This window comes from Ruegeria sp. BG7 (assembly GCF_056535685.1).
The window spans coordinates 340,161-359,732 of sequence record NZ_JBQFIU010000002.1; the positions used below are offsets into that span (position 1 = coordinate 340,161).

Annotated in this window: 17 protein-coding genes and 1 pseudogene; 1 reads left to right on the top strand and 17 read right to left on the bottom strand. The window is 56.3% G+C overall.

Annotated features, from left to right (window positions below; all coding sequences use genetic code 11):
* Positions 1–230 precede the first annotated feature (230 nt).
* The 3 genes and pseudogenes from ACR3EH_RS19465 to ACR3EH_RS19475 form a co-directional block, all read right to left on the bottom strand.
* On the bottom strand, positions 231–1,247 hold the full coding sequence (locus tag ACR3EH_RS19465; RefSeq protein ID WP_171187276.1) for a GlxA family transcriptional regulator: 1,017 nt from the start codon (positions 1,245–1,247) through the stop codon (positions 231–233).
* Between the two features lie 206 nt (positions 1,248–1,453).
* Entirely contained in the window at positions 1,454–3,706 is a 2,253-nt protein-coding gene (locus ACR3EH_RS19470) for an OmpA family protein (protein ID WP_216601662.1), read from the bottom strand.
* A 46-nt stretch (positions 3,707–3,752) separates the two neighbouring features.
* A pseudogene (locus ACR3EH_RS19475) lies at positions 3,753–5,006 on the bottom strand (sulfatase-like hydrolase/transferase); the annotation flags it as partial.
* Positions 5,007–5,258: 252 nt separating this feature from the next.
* Between ACR3EH_RS19475 and ACR3EH_RS19480 the strand changes: the two are divergent.
* Entirely contained in the window at positions 5,259–7,205 is a 1,947-nt protein-coding gene (locus ACR3EH_RS19480; RefSeq protein ID WP_171187279.1) for a DUF3604 domain-containing protein, read from the top strand.
* A 435-nt stretch (positions 7,206–7,640) separates the two neighbouring features.
* Here ACR3EH_RS19480 and ACR3EH_RS19485 read toward each other — a convergent pair whose 3' ends face one another.
* The 14 genes from ACR3EH_RS19485 to ACR3EH_RS19550 form a co-directional block, all read right to left on the bottom strand.
* Positions 7,641–8,648, bottom strand: coding sequence for an alpha/beta hydrolase (locus ACR3EH_RS19485; protein WP_171676193.1), 1,008 nt, complete (start codon positions 8,646–8,648; stop codon positions 7,641–7,643).
* A 903-nt stretch (positions 8,649–9,551) separates the two neighbouring features.
* A complete protein-coding gene (gene ureG, locus ACR3EH_RS19490) occupies positions 9,552–10,181 on the bottom strand; it encodes an urease accessory protein UreG (RefSeq protein ID WP_171676195.1) in 630 nt (209 codons plus the stop codon).
* The gene (locus tag ACR3EH_RS19495) at positions 10,178–10,849 is read right to left on the bottom strand and encodes an urease accessory protein UreF (protein WP_480634854.1); all 672 of its coding nucleotides are present in this window, start codon (positions 10,847–10,849) and stop codon (positions 10,178–10,180) included. The genes ureG and ACR3EH_RS19495 overlap by 4 nt, the downstream gene beginning before the upstream one ends.
* Positions 10,815–11,267: an urease accessory protein UreE gene (ureE, locus tag ACR3EH_RS19500; protein WP_171095435.1), complete on the bottom strand. Its 453-nt coding sequence runs from the start codon at positions 11,265–11,267 to the stop codon at positions 10,815–10,817. Before ureE ends, ACR3EH_RS19495 begins: the two co-directional genes overlap by 35 nt.
* 28 nt (positions 11,268–11,295) lie before the next feature.
* Positions 11,296–11,520, bottom strand: a complete 225-nt coding sequence (locus ACR3EH_RS19505) for a hypothetical protein (protein WP_171647951.1) — start codon at positions 11,518–11,520, stop codon at positions 11,296–11,298.
* A gap of 121 nt (positions 11,521–11,641) precedes the next feature.
* The gene (gene ureC / locus ACR3EH_RS19510) at positions 11,642–13,402 is read right to left on the bottom strand and encodes an urease subunit alpha (RefSeq protein ID WP_171676199.1); all 1,761 of its coding nucleotides are present in this window, start codon (positions 13,400–13,402) and stop codon (positions 11,642–11,644) included.
* The gene (locus ACR3EH_RS19515) at positions 13,377–13,709 is read right to left on the bottom strand and encodes an urease subunit beta (RefSeq protein WP_171676201.1); all 333 of its coding nucleotides are present in this window, start codon (positions 13,707–13,709) and stop codon (positions 13,377–13,379) included. Before ACR3EH_RS19515 ends, ureC begins: the two co-directional genes overlap by 26 nt.
* Positions 13,706–13,867 carry a hypothetical protein gene (locus ACR3EH_RS19520; RefSeq protein WP_171676203.1) on the bottom strand — a complete coding sequence of 54 codons (162 nt, stop codon included), beginning with the start codon at positions 13,865–13,867 and terminating at the stop codon, positions 13,706–13,708. The genes ACR3EH_RS19515 and ACR3EH_RS19520 overlap by 4 nt, the downstream gene beginning before the upstream one ends.
* Positions 13,868–13,882: 15 nt before the next feature.
* Entirely contained in the window at positions 13,883–14,185 is a 303-nt protein-coding gene (locus ACR3EH_RS19525) for an urease subunit gamma (RefSeq protein ID WP_171676205.1), read from the bottom strand.
* A 1-nt stretch (position 14,186) separates the two neighbouring features.
* A complete protein-coding gene (locus ACR3EH_RS19530; protein ID WP_371810735.1) occupies positions 14,187–15,038 on the bottom strand; it encodes an urease accessory protein UreD in 852 nt (283 codons plus the stop codon).
* 284 nt (positions 15,039–15,322) lie between these two features.
* Complete coding sequence (locus tag ACR3EH_RS19535; RefSeq protein WP_171670967.1) at positions 15,323–16,165, bottom strand: fumarylacetoacetate hydrolase family protein; 843 nt, start codon at positions 16,163–16,165, stop codon at positions 15,323–15,325.
* 16 nt (positions 16,166–16,181) lie between these two features.
* Entirely contained in the window at positions 16,182–16,937 is a 756-nt protein-coding gene (locus ACR3EH_RS19540; protein ID WP_171676207.1) for an SDR family oxidoreductase, read from the bottom strand.
* A 7-nt stretch (positions 16,938–16,944) separates the two neighbouring features.
* Positions 16,945–18,447, bottom strand: coding sequence for an aldehyde dehydrogenase (NADP(+)) (locus ACR3EH_RS19545; RefSeq protein WP_171676209.1), 1,503 nt, complete (start codon positions 18,445–18,447; stop codon positions 16,945–16,947).
* Between the two features lie 12 nt (positions 18,448–18,459).
* A complete protein-coding gene (locus ACR3EH_RS19550; RefSeq protein WP_171187300.1) occupies positions 18,460–19,572 on the bottom strand; it encodes a fumarylacetoacetate hydrolase family protein in 1,113 nt (370 codons plus the stop codon).

The following is a 19,572-nucleotide window of genomic DNA, read 5'->3' on the forward strand; positions in this document are numbered from 1 at the left end:
ATCGCCCTGCAGCCCAAGCTTCTCGCAGCTCAGGTCGGTAGAGAGCCCATGTCTTCAGATTGCTGCTCTTTCTGCAAGTGGTAGCGAAGCGCCGAAAGCAGCCATTGGCCGATGCAATCTCGACCTAAACACACCGTTCGTCCGATACCTCGATGCCGTAGCTCACAGGAGCAATGTCATCGGTTTAGCAAAGGTAAATTCTCTCCAAAATTGCCACGGAATACAAAAAGTTAGCTATTTCCCATTTTCCAGCTGCGGGTGAACTGATGAGGTGAAAGCCCGTACTTCCTCCGAAACCGTTTGGATAGAGAACTGGCACTTTCGAAACCTGTGGCCGCACTGATTTCGGCCACTGAAAGACTCGTTCCGGACAACAGAGCGTAAGCGTGTGACAACCTCAGATCAGCATAAAACATAGCAGGAGATTGATTGGCGTGAGACGCAAACAATCGTTCCATTTGACGTCGGGACAGACCGGCCTGATCAGCGATTTCCGGTAAGGAAAGTGGGGCTTCGATGTTGTTTTCCATCAAAGTGATTGCTGCAGCCAGCTTTGGATTGCGACTTCCGATTAGCGCAGAGCGCATTGTTCGTTGCGTTGGGTTCAGTTCACCGGGGCGATTGTGGATGCACATCTCGGCCACAAGGCTGGCAAGCTCATTGCCATGTTGGTTGGCTATGGCGTGCAGCATCATGTCCAGCGATGCGGTCCCGCCGGAGCAGGTATACAAAGGACCGTCGACTTCCAACAGGTTGGGCGAGGGCGCAAGATCGGGAAAGACCTCGCGGAATGCAGGCTGGTTTTCCCAGTGGAGCGTGAATTTCCTGTTCCTAAGCACACCAGCCCTGGCCAGAGTAAATGCTCCGGTACAAATGGCGCCGACCGGATGACCGTGGGACCATCGCCGCCGCACCCAGTTGGTCACGGACTTATCGATTGTCTCTTCCGGTTCGACGCCGGAACAAATGAAACACGTTCCGTCGTTGGGGACATCTTCCAGCGACAGATCGGGCAAAAGGCGCATCAGATTGGCACCCTGAACGACCTGTTTTCCTGGGGAAACTGTGTACCAGCGGTAGAGTTCCGAGTTGGTGAGCTGGTTGGCAATTCTTAACGGCTCAATGGCAGCGTTCACTGCAAGCATTGTGACCTTGGGCAAAAGAACAAAGTAGAATTCAACGGGCTTGGCCTGAAACCCATGCAAGATGGCGTGGGCCCCCTTTTGTACGAACTCCGATCGTTCCATTTAGTCTCACCGTCTGAGATCTGCTATTTGCTCACTTTTGTATGAATACATTTATGGAACAGCCCTACGACGCCGTCCATCGACTTCCGCGTCAATAGCTGTTCGGCCCAAAGGGCCGAACGGATAGTGGTTTGAGGTTAGGTAATGCCTAACCATTGCATTTCTCAGTCATTCCAAAGCCCAAGGACACTTCATGCCCCGCGGTATCAGAACTTCAGCTCATACTCACCGCCCAGGCTCAAATACCCTGCCGCATCTACACCGGCGCGGGCGCTGACCTGCCCCACATGCAATCGCCGCGACACGTCGGCGGCAACGGACAGGGCCGTGAAGCCGTCTCCACGCTCCCCGCTGATGCGAACGCCATGCTGCCAGCCATTTGCCGTTTCATTGAAGCTTTCATATTCAAGCTCGGCGCCAATGTTACAGGCATTGTCGAAGTTTCCCGACGAGGCGTAGCAAGCCACGACCGGGGTGAAGGCGAGAAGCGATGCGCCGCTGTTCACCTCACGCTCGATCCTCAGTTCTGCAAAGAGCCGCGTGTTGGTCAGCGAGGCCAGCTCGACCAACCCCGATTCCGAAATGCTTTGGAACCGTGCAACCACATCCACGTCTACCGAAGGCGAATAGGCATAGTCGATCCCCGCGCGCGGTACGAAACGATAGACTTCCCGTTCGATCTCACCCGAAAGGGCTACACCCGCGAACCCGGCAAAATACCTGTAATCGCCGGATGCCGCGATGGTGCCAAAGCTTCTTTGGAAATCCAGATCAAATTCGTGACGGCCGACGGCACCACCCAGATAATAGTCGAGATACAGACCGTTGTTGAACCGGTTCGCACCGAAGACACCGGCATTGATACCAAAGCCCTGGATTTCGCCATTTGCCCTGCTGGTCACGTCGCCGGTGCTTCCATAAATCCCGACAAAGTAACCGTGTACCCTGTTGTCGCTGACAATGCGCTCGCGACGGTAGGACAGGTTCAACAGGGTTTGTGACAGGCCGCTATCGGTCTCGAGGAAGTTCAATGAGCCCTCGATGGTTTCCCATATATCGCGCGCGCAGTTGTAATTCTGGTGGAACAACCCACCATCTATCGTCACGTCCGAGCCGTTGGCCTGCAGGTTGAAGGTATGGTCCCGGTCCCTTGTGTTCTTGCAGGTGTCGTACTGTTCCTGCGCTTCGATCGGAACAAACTCGACCCGACGATTGCGTGCCTTGCCTTGTGCCGTCGCGTTTGTGTCAATCGGACGGCTTTCGCCATAGCCGCGTGCGCGATACCCGACGGTGTCCACGCCACGGCCTTTCAAAGCTTGCAAAACCGCATCGACCCGCCGTTGGCTGAGCGACAGATTATACGCATCCGGTGCGTCGCTGTCGGTATGACCTGCAATCTCGAAGGCACTGCCTTCACAGCTTCCTAGAATCTCGGCGATCTCATCCAGAATGGGGTCGCTTTCCGGTTTGATGAGCGCCTTGTCGGTATCAAACAGGATCGGTCTGTCGTTCAGATGATCGTTCACGGCGGCCGCACATTGACGCGCGCTGCGTTGTCTGAGGCGATCCAGTGCGCCAGTGGCAAAATCACGAGCCTGCTGGCTTTGCAATTCGACGGTCGTGTCGCGATCATCCTCCAGAACTGCAATCAGGTCCTCGGCAATCTCGTCGATCAGCGATGGGTTCGACACTTCCACACTGATACGCGCCGTGTCGCAGTTGGTCGGGTTCAGCGTCTCGCAGATTTCATAGGTAAAGACATATGTGCCCGCTGACGTGCCCGGCGCCACCACGATCTCGCCCGCCGCGTTCATCGTCACCGAGCCCGCCGCAGGGGTCATGTCCAGACCCAGCGTTGTTACGCCGTCATTCGCCGTGCCCGAGGTGCCCAGCGAAATGTCCGCAGGGTTCAGAACCGATCCGTTCAACATGTCGTTGCCCAGAACCGAAGCCGTCGTTGTGCGTGTGATCCCATTCACCGCCGTCGACGCGTCGTCCACCGCGTCGATCACCGCCGCATCCACTACAACCGTTGCCTGCGCCGTGTCGCAGTTCGTCGGGTTCAACGTCTCACAGATCTCGTAGGTGAAGACATACGTTCCCGGAGCCACGATGATCTCGCCCGCCGCGTTCATCGTTACCGAGCCCGCCACCGGGGTCACGTCCAGACCCAGCGTTGTTACGTCGTCCTTCGCAGTGCCTGAGGTGCCCAGTAAGACATCCGCCGGGTTCAGAACAGACCCGTTCAGCGTGTCATTGCCCAGAACAGACGCCGTTGTCGCCCCAGTGATCCCATTCGCGGTTGTCGGCGCGTCGTCCCATTCAGTTTTTGGGAGGTTCGTAGGGATCCGGCGTTCCGGGTGGGATTGGAGGGTGTTCTTTGAACGTTGCGATGTGTTCCTGCAACTGCGGTAGCGCCTTTTCGACCGCCCATGTGTAAGGGAAAAGTACGCTTTCACGCTCGTGTGGATCATTCAGAAGATTGTAGACCCGTGGTGTATCGAAAGACTTCGTCGCACCAAAAGCCGTTGTGTTCTCTTTGAACAGGACTTTCCAGTCCTTCCATTTGACGCCGAATATCTGCTCGCCCATGTAGACTATCACGCCTTCTCGGTTAGAACGCGGTTGGATGCCCAGAAAGAACTTGGACTGGTCGATGCCATCAAAGGCCCTGTCATCAGGCACCTTGCCGCCTGCAAACGCGGCCAGTGTTGGATAAAGGTCCATCGAGTGGACAACGTCATTGCTTTCCGAACCAGCGGGAATCTTCCCCGGCCACTTGATCGCAAAAGGCACGCGCATGCTTCCTTCGAGACTGGTAAACAGAGTACCGCGCCAAGGCCCGGCTGTACCATGTACTGCAGGAACCGGCGAGACATTTGCGTTTCCAACCGGAAGAGCTTCGGGGCCGTTGTCAGCAGTAAATATCACCACCGTTTCGTCGGAAACACCAGCATCCTCAAGCGCATCAACGATGCGTCCGATATAGCTATCTGTTTGAAGCAGAATGTCAGCCCAAACGCCGTTTCCCGTAGCGCCATCAAATTCTTCGGACACGATGTTTGGATAGTGGGTCTGCGTATAGGCAAGATAGATGAAGAATGGTGCATCTTCCCCGCTCTTGGTTTCGATGAAATCAATGGCTTTCTTTGTCAGGTCGCCATCTATCTCGCCGCGATAATCCAGATCATAGTCGCGCGCTACTGTCGCCGGTTCACCTGCAACACCCTGCATCACAACCGGTTCTTCCATGTTGGCTTCGGCAAAGCCCGGCAGCGAGCGCCAGACTGTGACATCAGTGGTTTCAACGCCGTAAAACTCGTCGAATCCTTGATTCGTTGGATAGCGTCCCTCGGTCCAGCCAAGGTGCCATTTGCCATACATGGCCGTGTTATACCCTGCTTCCTTGAGCATCTCGGCCATTGTGATTTCCCACTGGGTCAGACCGTAGACGCCACCTCCAAGTGGCACCGTATGATTGCCACTCCGAATGCCGTACCGACCGGTCATAGTCGCTGCACGGGACGGCGTGCATTGACTTTCAACGTTGAAGTTCGTGAGTCGTAATCCTTCCGCGGCCAGGTCGTCCATCTCCGGGGTCGCTGTACCACGGATTATGCCGCCTCCATTGAATCCGGGTTCGCCCCAGCCAAAATTATCTAGAAATATGAATACGATGTTGGGTTTGTCTTGAGCTGAAGCGACCGTGGCAAATAGAAGAGATAGGCAAAGTAGGAATGTGCGAGAAAACCATTTCATGACAGCGGCTCCGATCAAGATCACGTGCTCAAGACTGACGAACCAAGTCACCAATCGTCAAGAACGACCATTCGGTACAGAGCTTTGAAGCAGCACCTGGGCGTCAAGTTACGGGCGAAGCTACAATCAGCGATCAATCGAATCTCCTCCGGGATCCCTTGTGATCAACTAAGAAAAACCTTTGTTTTCCTTGACGAACAGCCCACTCAGATGTTGCCATAGGCTGGCGTTCAGCTCGGCTGGGAGGTTCAAATGAAGTTTTTTCTGACGACATCGACAGCAATCGTTTCCGCAGCATTCATAACAAGCCCTTCAAATGCTCAAGAGGCCGCACAAGGCGGGCAAGTTGGAGAGATGACCATATCGGTCGATGATATGCGTGAACCCGCGCCCGCCGATTTCTCACCCTATGCAGGTCGAGACTTTCCTACACGACCTCTGTGGGGTGACACTCACCTGCACACGTCAAACTCGCTCGACGCCCGCGGATTTGGCGTCATTCTGAGCCCCGACGATGCCTATAGGTTTGCGCGAGGTGAGGAAGTCACCACGTCGCACGGTTTGCGCGTGAAGTTGTCGCGACCGCTCGACTGGCTTGTCGTATCTGATCACTCTGACGCCATGGGCGCTATGAATGAGATCGTTGCGGGGAACTCCACGCTGATGCGTGACCCGACGCTTCGAGACTGGCACGAACGCCTCAACGCTGGGGGGGACGTCGCGCTTGGCGCAACAATGGAAGTTATCGAAACCTTCGCTGGCATCACCGGGGACGCTCTTCCCGAAGCCGTTTCAGATCGCAGGTTCGTACAATCCGTCTGGGACGAGTTCACGCAAACTGCGGATCATCACAACGCCCCCGGCACATTCACAGCGTTCATTGGATATGAATGGACGTCCACCGAAGCTGGCAACAACCTCCACCGCAACGTGATCTACCGGGATGATGCCATTCGCGCACGGCAGATGCTGCCTTTCACGACCGCAGAAACCTTTAATCCGGAACGGTTATGGGACTGGATGGAAACATATGAACAAGAGACTGGCGGGCGTGTGCTGGCCCTTGCCCACAACGGCAACGTCTCTAACGGTCTTATGTTCCCGGTCGAAACCAACCCGGAAACGGGTGAGCCGTTGACAGGTGACTATGCGGAACGGCGCGCGAAGTGGGAACCAATGTACGAAATCACCCAAATCAAAGGTGACGGAGAAACACATCCGTTTCTAAGCCCTAACGATGAGTTCGCAGACTATGAAACTTGGGATAAATCCAACCTGGGTCCAACGCCCAAAGAAGACTGGATGCTCCAATATGAATATGCGCGTGAGGCATTGAAGAACGGTCTCAAGCTAGAGGCTCAGCTCGGCACCAATCCATACAAATTCGGAGTAGTGGGATCGACCGACAGCCATACGGCTTTGGCAACGGCGGAAGAAGACAATTTCTTTGGCAAACACTCTGGCGTCGAACCAGAGACCGGTCGTTGGCAACATGTTGTTGGTGAGTTTGAAGCAACAAGAATTCTTGGATGGGAGATGGCAGCTTCTGGCTATGCAGCGGTCTGGGCTCAGGACAACACGCGCGAAGCAATATTCGATGCAATGGAGCGGAAAGAGGTCTATGGGACAACCGGCAGTCGCATCGCGGTTCGTTTCTTTGGTGGTTGGGACTTTACAGAAGCTGATGCAAGATCTCGTTTGCCCGCAGAAATCGGATACGAAAAAGGCGTTCCGATGGGTGGGGACCTCGCAGACGCGACAGAAGGCGCAGACGCACCAACATTCTTGGTTGCCGCGCTGAAAGATCCGTTCTCCGGCAATCTAGACCGCGTTCAGATCGTGAAAGGTTGGTTAAATGCCAGCGGCGAAACTGAAGAGCGGGTTTATGACGTGGCTTGGTCAGGAGACCGAGAACCCGATGCGGACGGTAACCTTCCAGCAGTAGGGAACACTGTGGATGTTGCAACGGGTACGTTCACCAATTCGATAGGGTCTCCAGAGCTGATCACTGTTTGGACGGACCCTGAATTCGATCCTTCAGTGCGGGCTTTCTACTATGCCCGCGTCTTGGAAATCCCCACGCCGAGGTGGACAATTTACGACGCCGTTCGGTTTGGAGACGAATTGCCTGCCGACGTGCCCACGTCAACACAGGAACGCGCTTACACGTCGCCAATTTGGTATACTCCCGAGGACTGAGGCCAAAGAACTCTCGTTGGTCACGACTAATGCTTAGCAACCCCTCGGCTCACATCGTTTGGCATACTCTGTCCAATCGAATGTGCGTTTACGGGCTCACTGCTGCCGTCGGCGGCGGCGCTGCATCTTGTGTTATGACGCCTGCATCAACATCGGGCTTTCGTTAACGGAAAGCTTGGCGGATCGGAGCACCAGTCATGGAGACACCAAGCTTATCTGCCTTTCGCGCGCGTCGCATAGCTTGGAACAAGGGTCGAATTGTCAGTTAGGACAACGAATATTGTCACCGCGGTACGGTCCGTCAGAGGAGATATTCACTGCAATAGCGAAATTTGATTGCTGAAGAAGTCAAAGTCTGTGCAAAAGCTGACGTTTCTCAAGGCGACTATTGTTCAAACGACAGTCAACCGCCACCTACAACAACTAAGCTCTGCGTCACCGCCCGTTGCCGATAACACGTTCGAGGAACTCGGCGATCCGTCCTTCCACGGACATGCTCAAGGCATCGCTGCCCAAACTGGCTGCACCAGCAGGATAGAAATGGCCAAAGCCCGGCACCCACGCAAACTCATGCTCCACGCCGACATTTTCGTAGTGAGCGACCAAGAGGGGAACTGAAGACAACGCGCCCGGCAGATCATACTGACCCATGAACATGAGGATCGGCGGTCTGTTTGACGAAGCTGTAACCGCCTTGTTCACGTCAAACCCGGCGTCTGTGCCCGAGAGGAGAAAAACACCAGAGACAGGAACTCCCATACCATGTGCAACATTCCAGGACGTCACTGCGCCTGCGGAAAACCCTCCAAGTACAATACGGTTCGGATCGATGTTGTAAGTGGTCGCGGAGTCCTGGATATGCAGTACCGCTTCGCGCAAATCCTCGGCAGCCGAGATCACACCATCAACCATTGCCTTCTCTTGTTCGGGGATGCTGAAATCAAGCGGCGGCAGGTCCATAGTGCCCCGAATGTGGTTGGCTTGGGGCAATAGTGGCAACAGACTGTCTGGCGCGATCCAATCTGTTTGATAACCTTCACCCGATGGCACAGGCCCTTCGGGTGTCAGCCGATAATCGATTGCAAAGCACGTATAGCCCCGCGCGGCAAAACGGCGGCAATAATTGCCCATCGAGGTATCCTGAGCACCACCCGATTGAAACGTAAGTCGCGGACTGCCGCGATGGAATGCGCCGCCGAAGGTGAGGATCACAGCAGGTCGCGGCATGGCCGTGGCTTCTGTCGGATGATAGATGTCCATCCACAAATCGCGCGAAACCTCCTTACCCTCTTTCGTCACGACCCCCTGTCCATAAACCACGTTTGCTTCCAGCGCATAGGTCACCGGGGCGGCCTCCTGCGCTTCAAGAGGGGTAGCAATCAGTGCATGTGAGATGAATACAGCTGCCAGAAGACCTAAGTTAATTTTGCTAAACTCTTCCAACTTGGAACCTCCCAGAAGCATTGAGACAGGATTTCACGGAAAAGGGTCATGCAATTGAATTGTTGGGGACTCAGAGCTTAACCGTCCGGTTGGAGAAAACTCAACCCCTCGCGGATGGTCAAATTTGTCGTCCGTAGCTGGCTGGCGAAGTGTGCCTTTTACACTTCGGCGTTGGACTCGGAGCAATCGCGGCATCATTTCGACCACCCCGACTCGCTTAGGGTTGGATGACTCGTTGCCACCATATCTCATGCCATTTTGCTCCTTGGTGTACCTTCCCCAAACCAGCCAACCTTTCTGTGCGTGGCTTCAACCCACCTGAGGGTAAAACCACGGCACTTGGATTCCGGGTGTTGAGAGATTTTGAAACCAAACAATAATGAATGGATATTAAAAGACATGTCGTCATTTTGATGAACCAACCGTCGATTTTGGCAACGTCTATTGCTGCTGCGTTGGTTTGGGTCAGGTTTCATAACCAATAAATGACGGTCGAAGCGAGAACGGTTTCTGGACAGACCTTTGGGCATCCGTCGTGGCGTATCGCTACGCGCCACCAATCCTTCAGCCTACCGGACATGATCTCAAATCATTGCCCGGCAGTGCATCGCGCAGTACCGTCCCGAGAGGGGCGGTTCCGTCGTTGGTATCAGCTTTAGGCTTACCCTGGGATTTGGAAGAAAGGGCTCCAGACCAGCCGTCTAATCGCCGTTTGGCCAGAATAGATCAGACAAACCACCGTTTCGTTTTGCACTGCCGTGAAACGCGCCGTACAGCGGAAATCAATGGGTCCTGAGCCTAGAATCTGCGACCGAACCTATCCGGAAAATGTCACCATGATTTTGCCTGGGGTATTTCGAGCCGGATTTATGCGTGGACAGTTGTGTTTGTTTGTCACCGGAATTACTTGGCTTTCGAAATCCCCAGACCTCCTCCTTTCACCAGCAGATCCACGATTGCGTCGACCCCATTTCTGTGTCGAAGCGACGAGAACAAGAAAGGTCGTCCTTTACGCATTTTCTTAGCATCACGTTCCATAACCTCCAGCGAAGCGCCAACATGCGGCGCCAGATCGGTTTTGTTGATGATCAGGATGTCCGATTTCGTGATTGCCGGTCCGCCTTTTCTGGGGATTTCCTCACCCGCCGCGACATCGATGACGTAGATGGTTAAATCCGCCAGTTCCGGGCTGAATGTGGCCGACAGATTGTCGCCACCGCTTTCAATCAACACCACGTCGAGATCGGGGTGGCGTGTCTGCATTTCAGCAACGGCCGCCAAATTGATCGAGGCATCTTCGCGAATTGCAGTATGAGGGCAACCGCCGGTTTCAACGCCGATGATCCTGTCCCGCGGCAAAACTTGCATGCGCATCAGTGCCTCGGCGTCTTCCTGCGTGTAAATATCATTGGTGATAACACCCACAGAACAAACATCACGCAGTGCTTCGGACAAAGCAGCGGTCAAAGTGGTTTTTCCGGCTCCGACCGGGCCTCCGATACCGACGCGAAGTGGGCCGTTAATACTGGTCATGTGCGAAAGATCCTCGAATACTGTGTTTCGTGTTTCATGGACGCCAGATCTGCCAGGAACGCGGTAGAGCCCAATTCGTCCAGACACGCCTTTTGTGCCCTTGCAGCAACCTGAGCGCACAGCGGCGTCAACTGGCGGATCACGCTTTGGGCATCAGTTTGCCCCAGCGGCACGAGGCGAGTTGCACAGGCGACAAGGTTACTTGCGAATGCTTGCAGAAACATCTTGGTTGTTAGCGCAACAGGAAGGTTTTGTAATCTTGCAGCCTGACCGACAGAGACCGGATATGTGAACTGTCCAAGGTCCAGTTCCCAAACGCCCTTCGTGACATTTCCGAATGCCTGACCCAGTAGATCGGTTTCCATAAGCCTTTCGGATGTCGCGCAAAAAGCCCGCGCGATGCTATCGGTATTGATGAGCTCATCTTGGTCCTGCGCATTGTACGCAGCCACCAGAAACAACGCGTCATTCCACCCAGAGCCATGTTCAAGCACATCTGAAATCCAGGCTTCGGTATCCCGAGAATTCGCGACAGTTCCCGCGTCAATCGCCGCCTCCAGCCCGTGCGAATAGGCAAATCCCCCGACAGGATAGGCAGGAGACAACCATTGGGTCAGCGTCAGAATGTCCGCGTCAGTGGGTGTGGCCATGGGTCCTGCCGTGGCCATAAGCTCCGCCTTCGGGGGTGAACGGTTCATGCACTTCTTTTACCGATGCACCAATTTTCAACAGCATGTCCCGGATAACGTGATCGACCTGAATCAAAAGTCGATCCTTTTCGATCTGGCAGGGCGTGTGGCGATTGCCGATATGCCATGCGATACGCGTCAGATCCGGGGCATTTACTTCAAGCAACGCTTCGGGTGCGGCCTGTATCTCCACTTCGCGCCCATCATCTAGAACCAATGCGCCGCCGTGGTTCAACGACGTCGTTTGTGCCAGATCGATAAGGATCTGTTCACCGCTTTCACAGGTCAGAACCTTGCGGCGCAAAAACCGGTCATCGTAAGTCAAAGACAAGCAATCTGCCGGATCGCCATGCGTGTGATCCGAATAACGATGCGCAGTACAGAGCAGGGCGGTCATACCATAACCTCCTCTGTAGAAGTGTTGGTCAGAGCCAGATTGAATCCGCAAAGACCCGGTGCACGATCCGTTCGCGTGTCAGACCGCGTTTTTTCAATTCCTCGTCGCTGAGCGATTGCAGGAATTCGACTTGCCGGACGCGTGATTGGGCTTCGGCTAGCCTGGTCAGAGCCGAGTAAATCGACGACCCGACGGATGCGATCAAACCGGGCAGCGAAAAGCGCGCGGTCGTATGTGTTGTTGAATGTGCCATTTGGACCCTCGTAAACGTTGGTCCTCCCATGGGGTTTAATATTTGTCATATCGGCCTCACTCAGTAGATAGTGTTTGGTCATTTCCGCCTTGCGTGTGCCGCAACGCAGCACAATTATTGGTCAGAATAAAAAGTATCGTTGCGCCATTGGCAGCGTTTCGGCGGGTTGGCAGGTCAGCAATTCGCCATCTGCCCGGACCTCGTAGGTTTCAGGGTCGACTTCGACATGAGGCGTCGTGTCGTTCAGCAAAAGATCCTGTTTGCCAATCTCTCGCGTGTTTTGGACGGCGACGGTCTTTTTTGCCAATCCCAGTGTATCACCAAGCCCGTCTGCATAGGCTGCTTGCGAGACAAAAGTGATCGCCGAGTTTTCTACCGATCGCCCATACGCGCCGAACATAGGGCGACTGTAAACTGGCTGCGGCGTAGGGATCGATGCGTTCGGATCCCCCATCTGCGCGCAGGCAATTGTGCCACCCAGCAAAACCATCTCTGGTTTCACCCCGAAGAAAGCAGGATTCCAAAGAACAAGATCAGCGCGTTTACCTTCCTCGATACTTCCGATCTCGTGGCTCAGGCCATGGGCAATGGCGGGGTTGATGGTGTATTTCGCGATGTAACGACGGACGCGAAAATTGTCGTTCTCACCGGTTTCCTCGGGCAGTCGCCCGCGCTGCTTCTTCATCTTGTCCGCAGTTTGCCAGGTGCGGATCAAGACCTCTCCGACGCGGCCCATGGCCTGACTGTCAGACGCGATGATCGAGAAAGCCCCCATGTCGTGCAGGATATCCTCGGCCGCTATAGTCTCGCGCCGAATGCGGCTTTCGGCAAAGGCCACGTCCTCGGGGATGGATTTGTCGAGATGGTGACAGACCATCAGCATATCCAGATGTTCCTCGACCGTGTTTACGGTGAAGGGCCGCGTGGGATTGGTCGAGGACGGCAGAACGTGATTTTCACCGCAGATCTTGATGATGTCCGGGGCGTGGCCGCCGCCTGCGCCTTCGGTGTGGAACGCATGGATTGTGCGGCCTTTCATGGCGGCTACGGTGTTCTCAACAAAGCCCGATTCATTGAGCGTATCGGTGTGGATCATCACCTGCACATCCATAGCATCAGCGACCGACAAACAGCAATCGATGGCGGCGGGGGTCGTACCCCAGTCTTCGTGCAGTTTCAGGGCACAAGCACCGGCTTTGACCTGTTCTTCAAGTGCTGCGGGCAATGAGGCGTTGCCTTTACCGGCGAAGGCCAGATTCATCGGAAACGCGTCCGCCGCCTGCAACATCCGCCCGATATGCCAGGGGCCGGGTGTGCAGGTGGTCGCCAGTGTCCCATGCGCCGGTCCGGTGCCGCCGCCCAGCATCGTGGTCAGGCCGGAATGCAGCGCGTCTTCGATCTGTTGTGGGCAGATAAAATGGATGTGACTGTCGAACCCGCCTGCGGTCAGAATGCGACCCTCGCCCGCGATGATCTCGGTGCCAGGGCCGATGATGATGTCGACGCCGGGCTGCGTATCGGGATTTCCGGCTTTGCCGATCTTGGCGATACGCCCGTCTTTCAGCCCAACATCCGCTTTGTAGATGCCGGAATGATCGACGATCAGCGCGTTGGTGATCACCGTATCCACCGCCCCTTCGGCGCGTGTGACCTGAGACTGCCCCATCCCGTCTCGAATGACCTTGCCTCCACCGAATTTGACCTCTTCGCCATAGACGTCTTCGCGGTGGCCGGTTTCGCTGAAACGCGCAGCTGTTGCGCGCTCGACGATCAGGTCTTTCTCGACCTCGATAATCAGATCGGTATCTGCCAATCGTACTTTGTCGCCGACCGTTGGGCCGAACATGGAGGCATAGTCACTCCGGCTGATCTTGCCCGGCATCTTTCAGAGCCCCCATAATATGTGCATTGAAACCATAGATGTGGCGGCGCCCGTCGTAGGGTACCAGCATAACTTCGCGCGTTTGACCCGGTTCAAATCGCACAGCAGTGCCTGCCGGGATGTCCAATCGCATCCCCAAGGCCACATACCGATCAAATTCCAAAGCAGAGTTCGCTTCGGCAAAATGGTAGTGGCTGCCGACCTGCACCGGTCGATCACCCGAATTGGCGACAACAACAAGACGACTGCTGCGCCCTGCATTGAGCGTCAGTGAACCTTTGGCAGGTATGATCTCGCCAGGAATCATTTCGGAAGCTTCGTGATCACGACCAGTGCGGCCAGCGCGATAACAGCAAGGCCAACGCTCAACGCGGCGTAGTCTGTGGCATGAGCGTGGATATGTGTGTCCGTATGGGCCGCAGCGGGGCCAGCAAGGATCAGGGCGGGGAAAAGCATACGTGTCATATCTGTGGTCCTTTCTTAGCGAATGGGATTGTGGACGGTCACAAGTTTGGTGCCATCGGGGAAAGTGGCCTCGACCTGCACCTCGTGGATCATTTCGGGCACGCCCTCCATGCATTGGTCTCGGGTGATCACTTCGGCCCCGGCCTGCATCATGTCAGCGACAGACCGGCCATCGCGCGCGCCTTCGACCACGGCGTCGGTGATCAGGGCGATGGCCTCGGGGTGGTTCAGTTTGACGCCGCGAGCCAGCCGTTTGCGGGCGACCTCGGCGGCCATGGAGACCAGCAGTTTGTCTTTCTCACGCGGTGTCAGGTTCATGTCAGAGCATCCAGCATCGGGGTAATGTGTCGGTGTTCAGTCGCCGCAACAGGGGCAACAGGCTTTTGCGGAGGGTGAAACCGTTTTTGGCCAGCAACCGGATCACCAGCAGGTTGGGCCAGACCAGGCTGGCCCCGGCTGTTTCGGGCAACATCTTGCGGATCGGGACCAGTTGGCTCTCGGCAGTAGGGGAGGCAAGCGCGACCAGTGCCATGGCACCCGCGCCATTGGCGATATGGGGTTTGGCCAGATGAGCGGCCAGGTCGCCGGTGAAACGGGTGGCGTCCAGAAACACCATGACCCCGTCGCGCCTAATCTCGATCCAATCGCTCAGGCGGATGTCGGTCAGTGTCTCGCCCATCGCCGCGCGGCCAAAGATCAAAGGCTCGACTATGAGCGCCGACGCATCCTTGGCCAGATCAATCTGCAAGCGCCGTGTCAACGCGCTGCCATTATACAGGATCGTCTCTTGCGGCAGCCAGTTCAGTCGCGCCTGTGGCCCGACGCTCAGGGTGTTGACGATCCGCGCCGTCTGACCGGGTTTTGCTTTGTACGCCCGTTCACAGGCCTGAGTTGTTAGTGTCAGGCCCGTGCCATCACCGGCGTGGCCCGAAAAGTGGAACGCGTCGCCGCCGGTTACTCCTCCGGCCGTGTTCAAAAGCACCGCATTTAGATGGGGGTCGTGTCCCCGTGGAAATAGGCATTTGAACGAACCCGCCTGCCGCAGACGATCGATTACGCTGCGCCCCCGAAACAGCTTGGCGGACAGTGTAACCCGCCCTTCGGCGCGCGGCGGCGTCGCATGTGACGCAGGCGGTATGGGGGCGAACTGATTGATGGCTGCGGCTTTCACGTCGTGAACATCAGGCGTTTTTCACCGCTTGGGTGTCGAAACTCTATCCGCATGGGCTGTTTTTTGATCAAAGCTCGTCCGGGAAGCTCAATTTTTGAACACACCCGCAGCATGTAGTCTAAAAATTAAGCATTAAGGTCTGTCTCGCTTCAGTCGGGATATGCCGGGCCCGCCCAGTTCGCCGAGGCAAGCAATCGAATTTGATTATGAAAAGACAAAACCCCGAACGCGTGGTCCGGGGTTTACTTGAACGAATGTTTTGGGTGCCGCTGGACGCTTTTGGATTACCCGGCCACAACGTCCTGTCGCTGTACGCCCAAACCTTCGATGCCAAGTTCCATCTTGTCACCGGGTTTCAAATAGGTCTGAGGGTTCTGGCCCATACCAACACCCGGAGGCGTTCCTGTTGAGATCACGTCCCCGGGCTGCAGCGACATGAACTGCGACAGGTGTGAGACCACCGTTGCAACGCCAAAATGCATCGTTTTGGTCGACCCGTCCTGATAGCGGTGCCCGTTCACCTCAAGATACATCGCCAGGTTTTGAGGATCAGGCACTTCGTCACGTGTCACAAGCCAAGGGCCAATCGGGCCGAACGTGTCTGCGGATTTTCCTTTGACCCACTGGCCCGAGCGATGAAGCTGAAAGTCCCGCTCGGACAAATCGTTGACCACGCAGTATCCAGCGACGTGGCTCATGGCTTCGGCCTCGGAGACGTATTTGGCCTCTTTGCCGATGACGACGCCCAGTTCCACCTCCCAGTCGGTTTTGACCGACCCGCGCGGGATTTCGACCGTGTCGTTGGGTCCAATGATGGCAGAGGTGGCCTTGAAGAAAATCACCGGCTCAGCTGGTAATTCCATGCCGCTTTCTGCCGCGTGATCCGCATAGTTCAGACCTATGCAAACAAATTTGCCGACATTGCCAACGCAGGGACCGACGCGCGTATCGCCATTCACCGCTGGCAGGCTGTCCACATCGAGTGCACGCAATTTGTCAAGAACGGCATCGCCAAGAGCGTCGCCCGAAATGTCATCGACCACACCGGATAGATCGCGAACAGAGCCGTCCGACGCTAAAATACCGGGTTTCTCGGCCCCTGTTGGGCCGTAACGTAGCAGTCTCATTGCAAGGTCCTTCCGTTTAGATCGTCCAGCCGCCATCAATGGCAAAGGGCTGACCCGAGGTGTATTTACTGGCGTCACTGGCCAGGTACAGTGCCAGTTCCGCGATCTCGTCCGCTGTGCCAATTCGGCCCATCGGTTGACGGGCGATGAAATCGGTCATTGCCTGTTCATAATCTCCGGTTGCGCGCAGCCTGTCATGCAGGCTGGGGCTGTCGACGGTCCCGGGGCAAATCGCGTTGCACCGAATGCCTTGCGTGACGTAATCGGCTGCCACGGATTTTGTCAGGCCAATGACCGCAGCTTTTGACGCGCAATAGGCAAACCGGTTTGGAACGCCTTTGATGGACGATGCGACCGAGGACATATTGATGATCGATCCGCCACCATTTTCCAGCATCCCTGGCAGAGTCAGTCTGATCAGTCTGAACATGGCCTTGACGTTGAGGTCGAAACTGAAATCCCAATCCTTCTCTGGGCACTCGAGAATTGACCCTGCTGCGACGTAGCCCGCGCAGTTAAACAGAACGTCGAGGTGCGGCAGGTCGGCGACGGCGGCTGTCACCGCTTCATTGTCAGTGACGTCCAGCTTCAGCGGCTCGATACCCGCAATACTGCCCAATTCGGCAAGCGAAACATCGTTGATGTCGCTGGCAATCACATGTGCGCCTTCCATTGCGAACAGTTCGGCAGTTGCACGGCCGATGCCTTGTCCTGCAGCTGTAATCAGAGCGGTCTTACCTGCAAGTCGGTTGGATGGGTTGAAAGTTGTCATTGGTGTCTCACAGTTTTTCGGGCAGCAGGTCTGTTGGGATGTCCTGATAACAAACCGGCCGCAGGAAACGGCGGATCGACAGAGTTCCTACAGATGTCGCGCCAAAGTTGGTCGAAGCAGGGTAGGGGCCACCGTGAACCATGCTATCGCAGACTTCGACGCCGGTCGGGAAGCTGTTGGCCAGCAGACGACCCGCCTTGCGTTCCAGCAGCGGAAGCAGCGCCTGAGCCTCGGGTTTGTCACCCGCGTCCAGATGCAGCGTGCAGGTCAGTTGCCCTTCGATGGCCCGCGCGATCTGTTGCATCTGAGAGGTGTCTTTCACACGCACGATGATGCCCAATGGGCCAAAAACCTCTTCCTGCAGTTTTTTGTCGGCCAGCCAGTTATCGCCGGAAACAGTGAACAGGTAAGGGGCCGCATCGCGTGTCGCGCAACTGGCGCCCATAATTTGAGAAACACCTGTTCCGGCGGCGACACGCGAAACGCCGTCCCGATAGGCTGCGGCAATACCATCGGTCAGCATTGTCTGGTCAGCGACCGAAGACAGCCCGGTCTGGGCTGCCGACTGAAACGCGTCGGCATCCGGACCGTCAATGATCACAGCGATACCGGGGTTGGTGCAGAACTGACCGGCACCCATCGTCAGCGAAGCCGCCCAGCCTGTGCCGATCTGAGCCCCACGTGCAGCCGCAGCTTGTGGCAGAATGAACATTGGATTGACCGAACCCAGTTCACCAAAGAATGGGATGGGTTCGTCCCGTTGTGCGCACAGATCGAACAACGCCCGTCCACCTGCAAGGCTGCCAGTAAAGCCCACCGCCCGGATCAGCGGATGCTGCACCAAACGCGTGCCCACATCGCGTTTGCCGCCTTGAACAAGTGAAAACACTCCGGGATGAACCCCTGTTGCTTTGATGGCCGCGTCAATGGCCTGAGCCACGATCTCGCCTGTGCCTGGATGGGCCGAATGGCCTTTGACGACAACGGGGCATCCGGCGGCAATTGCCGCGGCGGTATCGCCCCCGGAAACCGAGAAAGCCAACGGGAAGTTCGACGCGCCGAACACCGCAACAGGACCCAGCGGGCGCTGGATCATCCGCAGATCGGGGCGGGGCAAGGGCGCGCGATCCGGCATGGCCGGGTCATGGCGCATGTCCAGATAGTCGCCCGCTTCGATGTGATCGGCAAAGAGACGCAGCTGGCCGACGGTACGGCCACGCTCACCCTGCAGACGCGCTTCGGGCAGGCCAGTTTCCTGAGTGCCAATCTCGGTGATCGCATCCCCGCGCGCGTCGATCTCATCTGCGATCTTGCGTAGCAGCGCGGCGCGCTCGGATCGCGAGGACCACCCGAATGTGGCAAACGCCGCCTCGGCCGCTTCTACTGCGCTATCGACCAATGCCGCTGTCCCGACAGAAAAGTCGTGGCTTGGTCCATGCGCGGGTTCGGACGCAAAAGTCGCATCTGAGCCGACCCATTCGCCAGCGATCAGGTGTTTTCCAGTCAACATGTTCGTTCTCACTTAAAGCAGGCCGCGATGGGCAAGGTTTCGCATCAGGTGTGACGCCCCAAAGGTCCATTTGGGGCATTCGGTCGACAGGCGCACAGTGTTTGTCAGCGCCCCAAGTTGTGCATTGGCGATGGTTACGACGTCGCCAAGTTTGTGTGTGAATCCACCGCCCGGAGTATCCCTGTCCTGGGTCGGAGCAAAGAGCGTGCCGAGAAACAGCATCAACCCATCAGGATATTGGTGGTGACGTCCGATTGTCTGCTCCACAAGATCGGCAGGATCGCGGCTGATCTGGGACATGGATGAGCTGCCGTTCAGGACAAACCCATCCGGTCCGGTGACGGTCAGCGTCAGTTCGGCTTGCCGTACATCGTCCAGTGTGAACCCATCATCGAACAATCGGATCATCGGCCCGATCGCGCAAGAGGCATTGTTGTCCTTGGCTTTGCTCAGCAACAGAGCTGAACGCCCTTCGACGTCGCGCAGGTTCACATCGTTGCCCAGCGTTGCGCCTTTGATCTCACCCCGTGAGGTAACGGCCAGAACAATTTCGGGTTCGGGGTTGTTCCATGTCGAGATCGGGTGAAGCCCGATTTCTGCACCGAACCCGACTGATGAAAGGACCTGCGCCTTGGAAAAAACCTCGGCATCGGGGCCGATCCCGACTTCAAGGTACTGACTCCAGAGACTTTCGGCGATCAGTGCTTCTTTGACCTCTGCCGCCGCGTCCGATCCCGGAACAATGTTCGAGAGGCTGTCCCCGATCCGGCCCCCGATGCGCGCCCGGATCGCGTCAGCTTTGGCGGGATCGCCTGCAGCCTGTTCTTCAATCACACGTTCGACCATGGATCCGGCAAATGTGACACCGCAGGCTTTAACCGCTTGCAGATCACACGGTGCGAGCCATTGGTGGTCGGCGTCTAATGGGCCGATATCTTCACCTTGGGCGTTGCGCACGTAATCCGCTGCGTCTTCGCGTTCCAGAATGTCTCGGACGGTTGGAGCCGTTTTAGATGTGATATCGACAACCCGACCATTACGCAGTGTTACCACGCTGGGGCCGACCCCGGCACGCTCAATACGGCCGAGCCACAGCCCGTTGGAATCCAATGTGGATATGGTCAT

Excerpts from the sequence above, each read along its gene's own strand:
- ACR3EH_RS19465 (WP_171187276.1), bottom strand. The coding sequence starts at position 1,247 with ATGGAACGATCGGAGTTCGTACAAAAGGGGGCCCACGCCATCTTGCAT.
- ACR3EH_RS19480 (WP_171187279.1), top strand. The coding sequence starts at position 5,259 with ATGAAGTTTTTTCTGACGACATCGACAGCAATCGTTTCCGCAGCATTC.
- ureG (WP_171676195.1), bottom strand. The coding sequence starts at position 10,181 with ATGACCAGTATTAACGGCCCACTTCGCGTCGGTATCGGAGGCCCGGTC.
- ACR3EH_RS19495 (WP_480634854.1), bottom strand. The coding sequence starts at position 10,849 with ATGGCCACGGCAGGACCCATGGCCACACCCACTGACGCGGACATTCTG.
- ureE (WP_171095435.1), bottom strand. The coding sequence starts at position 11,267 with ATGACCGCCCTGCTCTGTACTGCGCATCGTTATTCGGATCACACGCAT.
- ACR3EH_RS19505 (WP_171647951.1), bottom strand. The coding sequence starts at position 11,520 with ATGGCACATTCAACAACACATACGACCGCGCGCTTTTCGCTGCCCGGT.
- ureC (WP_171676199.1), bottom strand. The coding sequence starts at position 13,402 with ATGCCGGGCAAGATCAGCCGGAGTGACTATGCCTCCATGTTCGGCCCA.
- ACR3EH_RS19515 (WP_171676201.1), bottom strand. The coding sequence starts at position 13,709 with ATGATTCCTGGCGAGATCATACCTGCCAAAGGTTCACTGACGCTCAAT.
- ACR3EH_RS19520 (WP_171676203.1), bottom strand. The coding sequence starts at position 13,867 with ATGACACGTATGCTTTTCCCCGCCCTGATCCTTGCTGGCCCCGCTGCG.
- ACR3EH_RS19525 (WP_171676205.1), bottom strand. The coding sequence starts at position 14,185 with ATGAACCTGACACCGCGTGAGAAAGACAAACTGCTGGTCTCCATGGCC.
- ACR3EH_RS19535 (WP_171670967.1), bottom strand. The coding sequence starts at position 16,165 with ATGAGACTGCTACGTTACGGCCCAACAGGGGCCGAGAAACCCGGTATT.
- ACR3EH_RS19540 (WP_171676207.1), bottom strand. The coding sequence starts at position 16,937 with ATGACAACTTTCAACCCATCCAACCGACTTGCAGGTAAGACCGCTCTG.
- ACR3EH_RS19545 (WP_171676209.1), bottom strand. The coding sequence starts at position 18,447 with ATGTTGACTGGAAAACACCTGATCGCTGGCGAATGGGTCGGCTCAGAT.
- ACR3EH_RS19550 (WP_171187300.1), bottom strand. The coding sequence starts at position 19,572 with ATGACCATATCCACATTGGATTCCAACGGGCTGTGGCTCGGCCGTATT.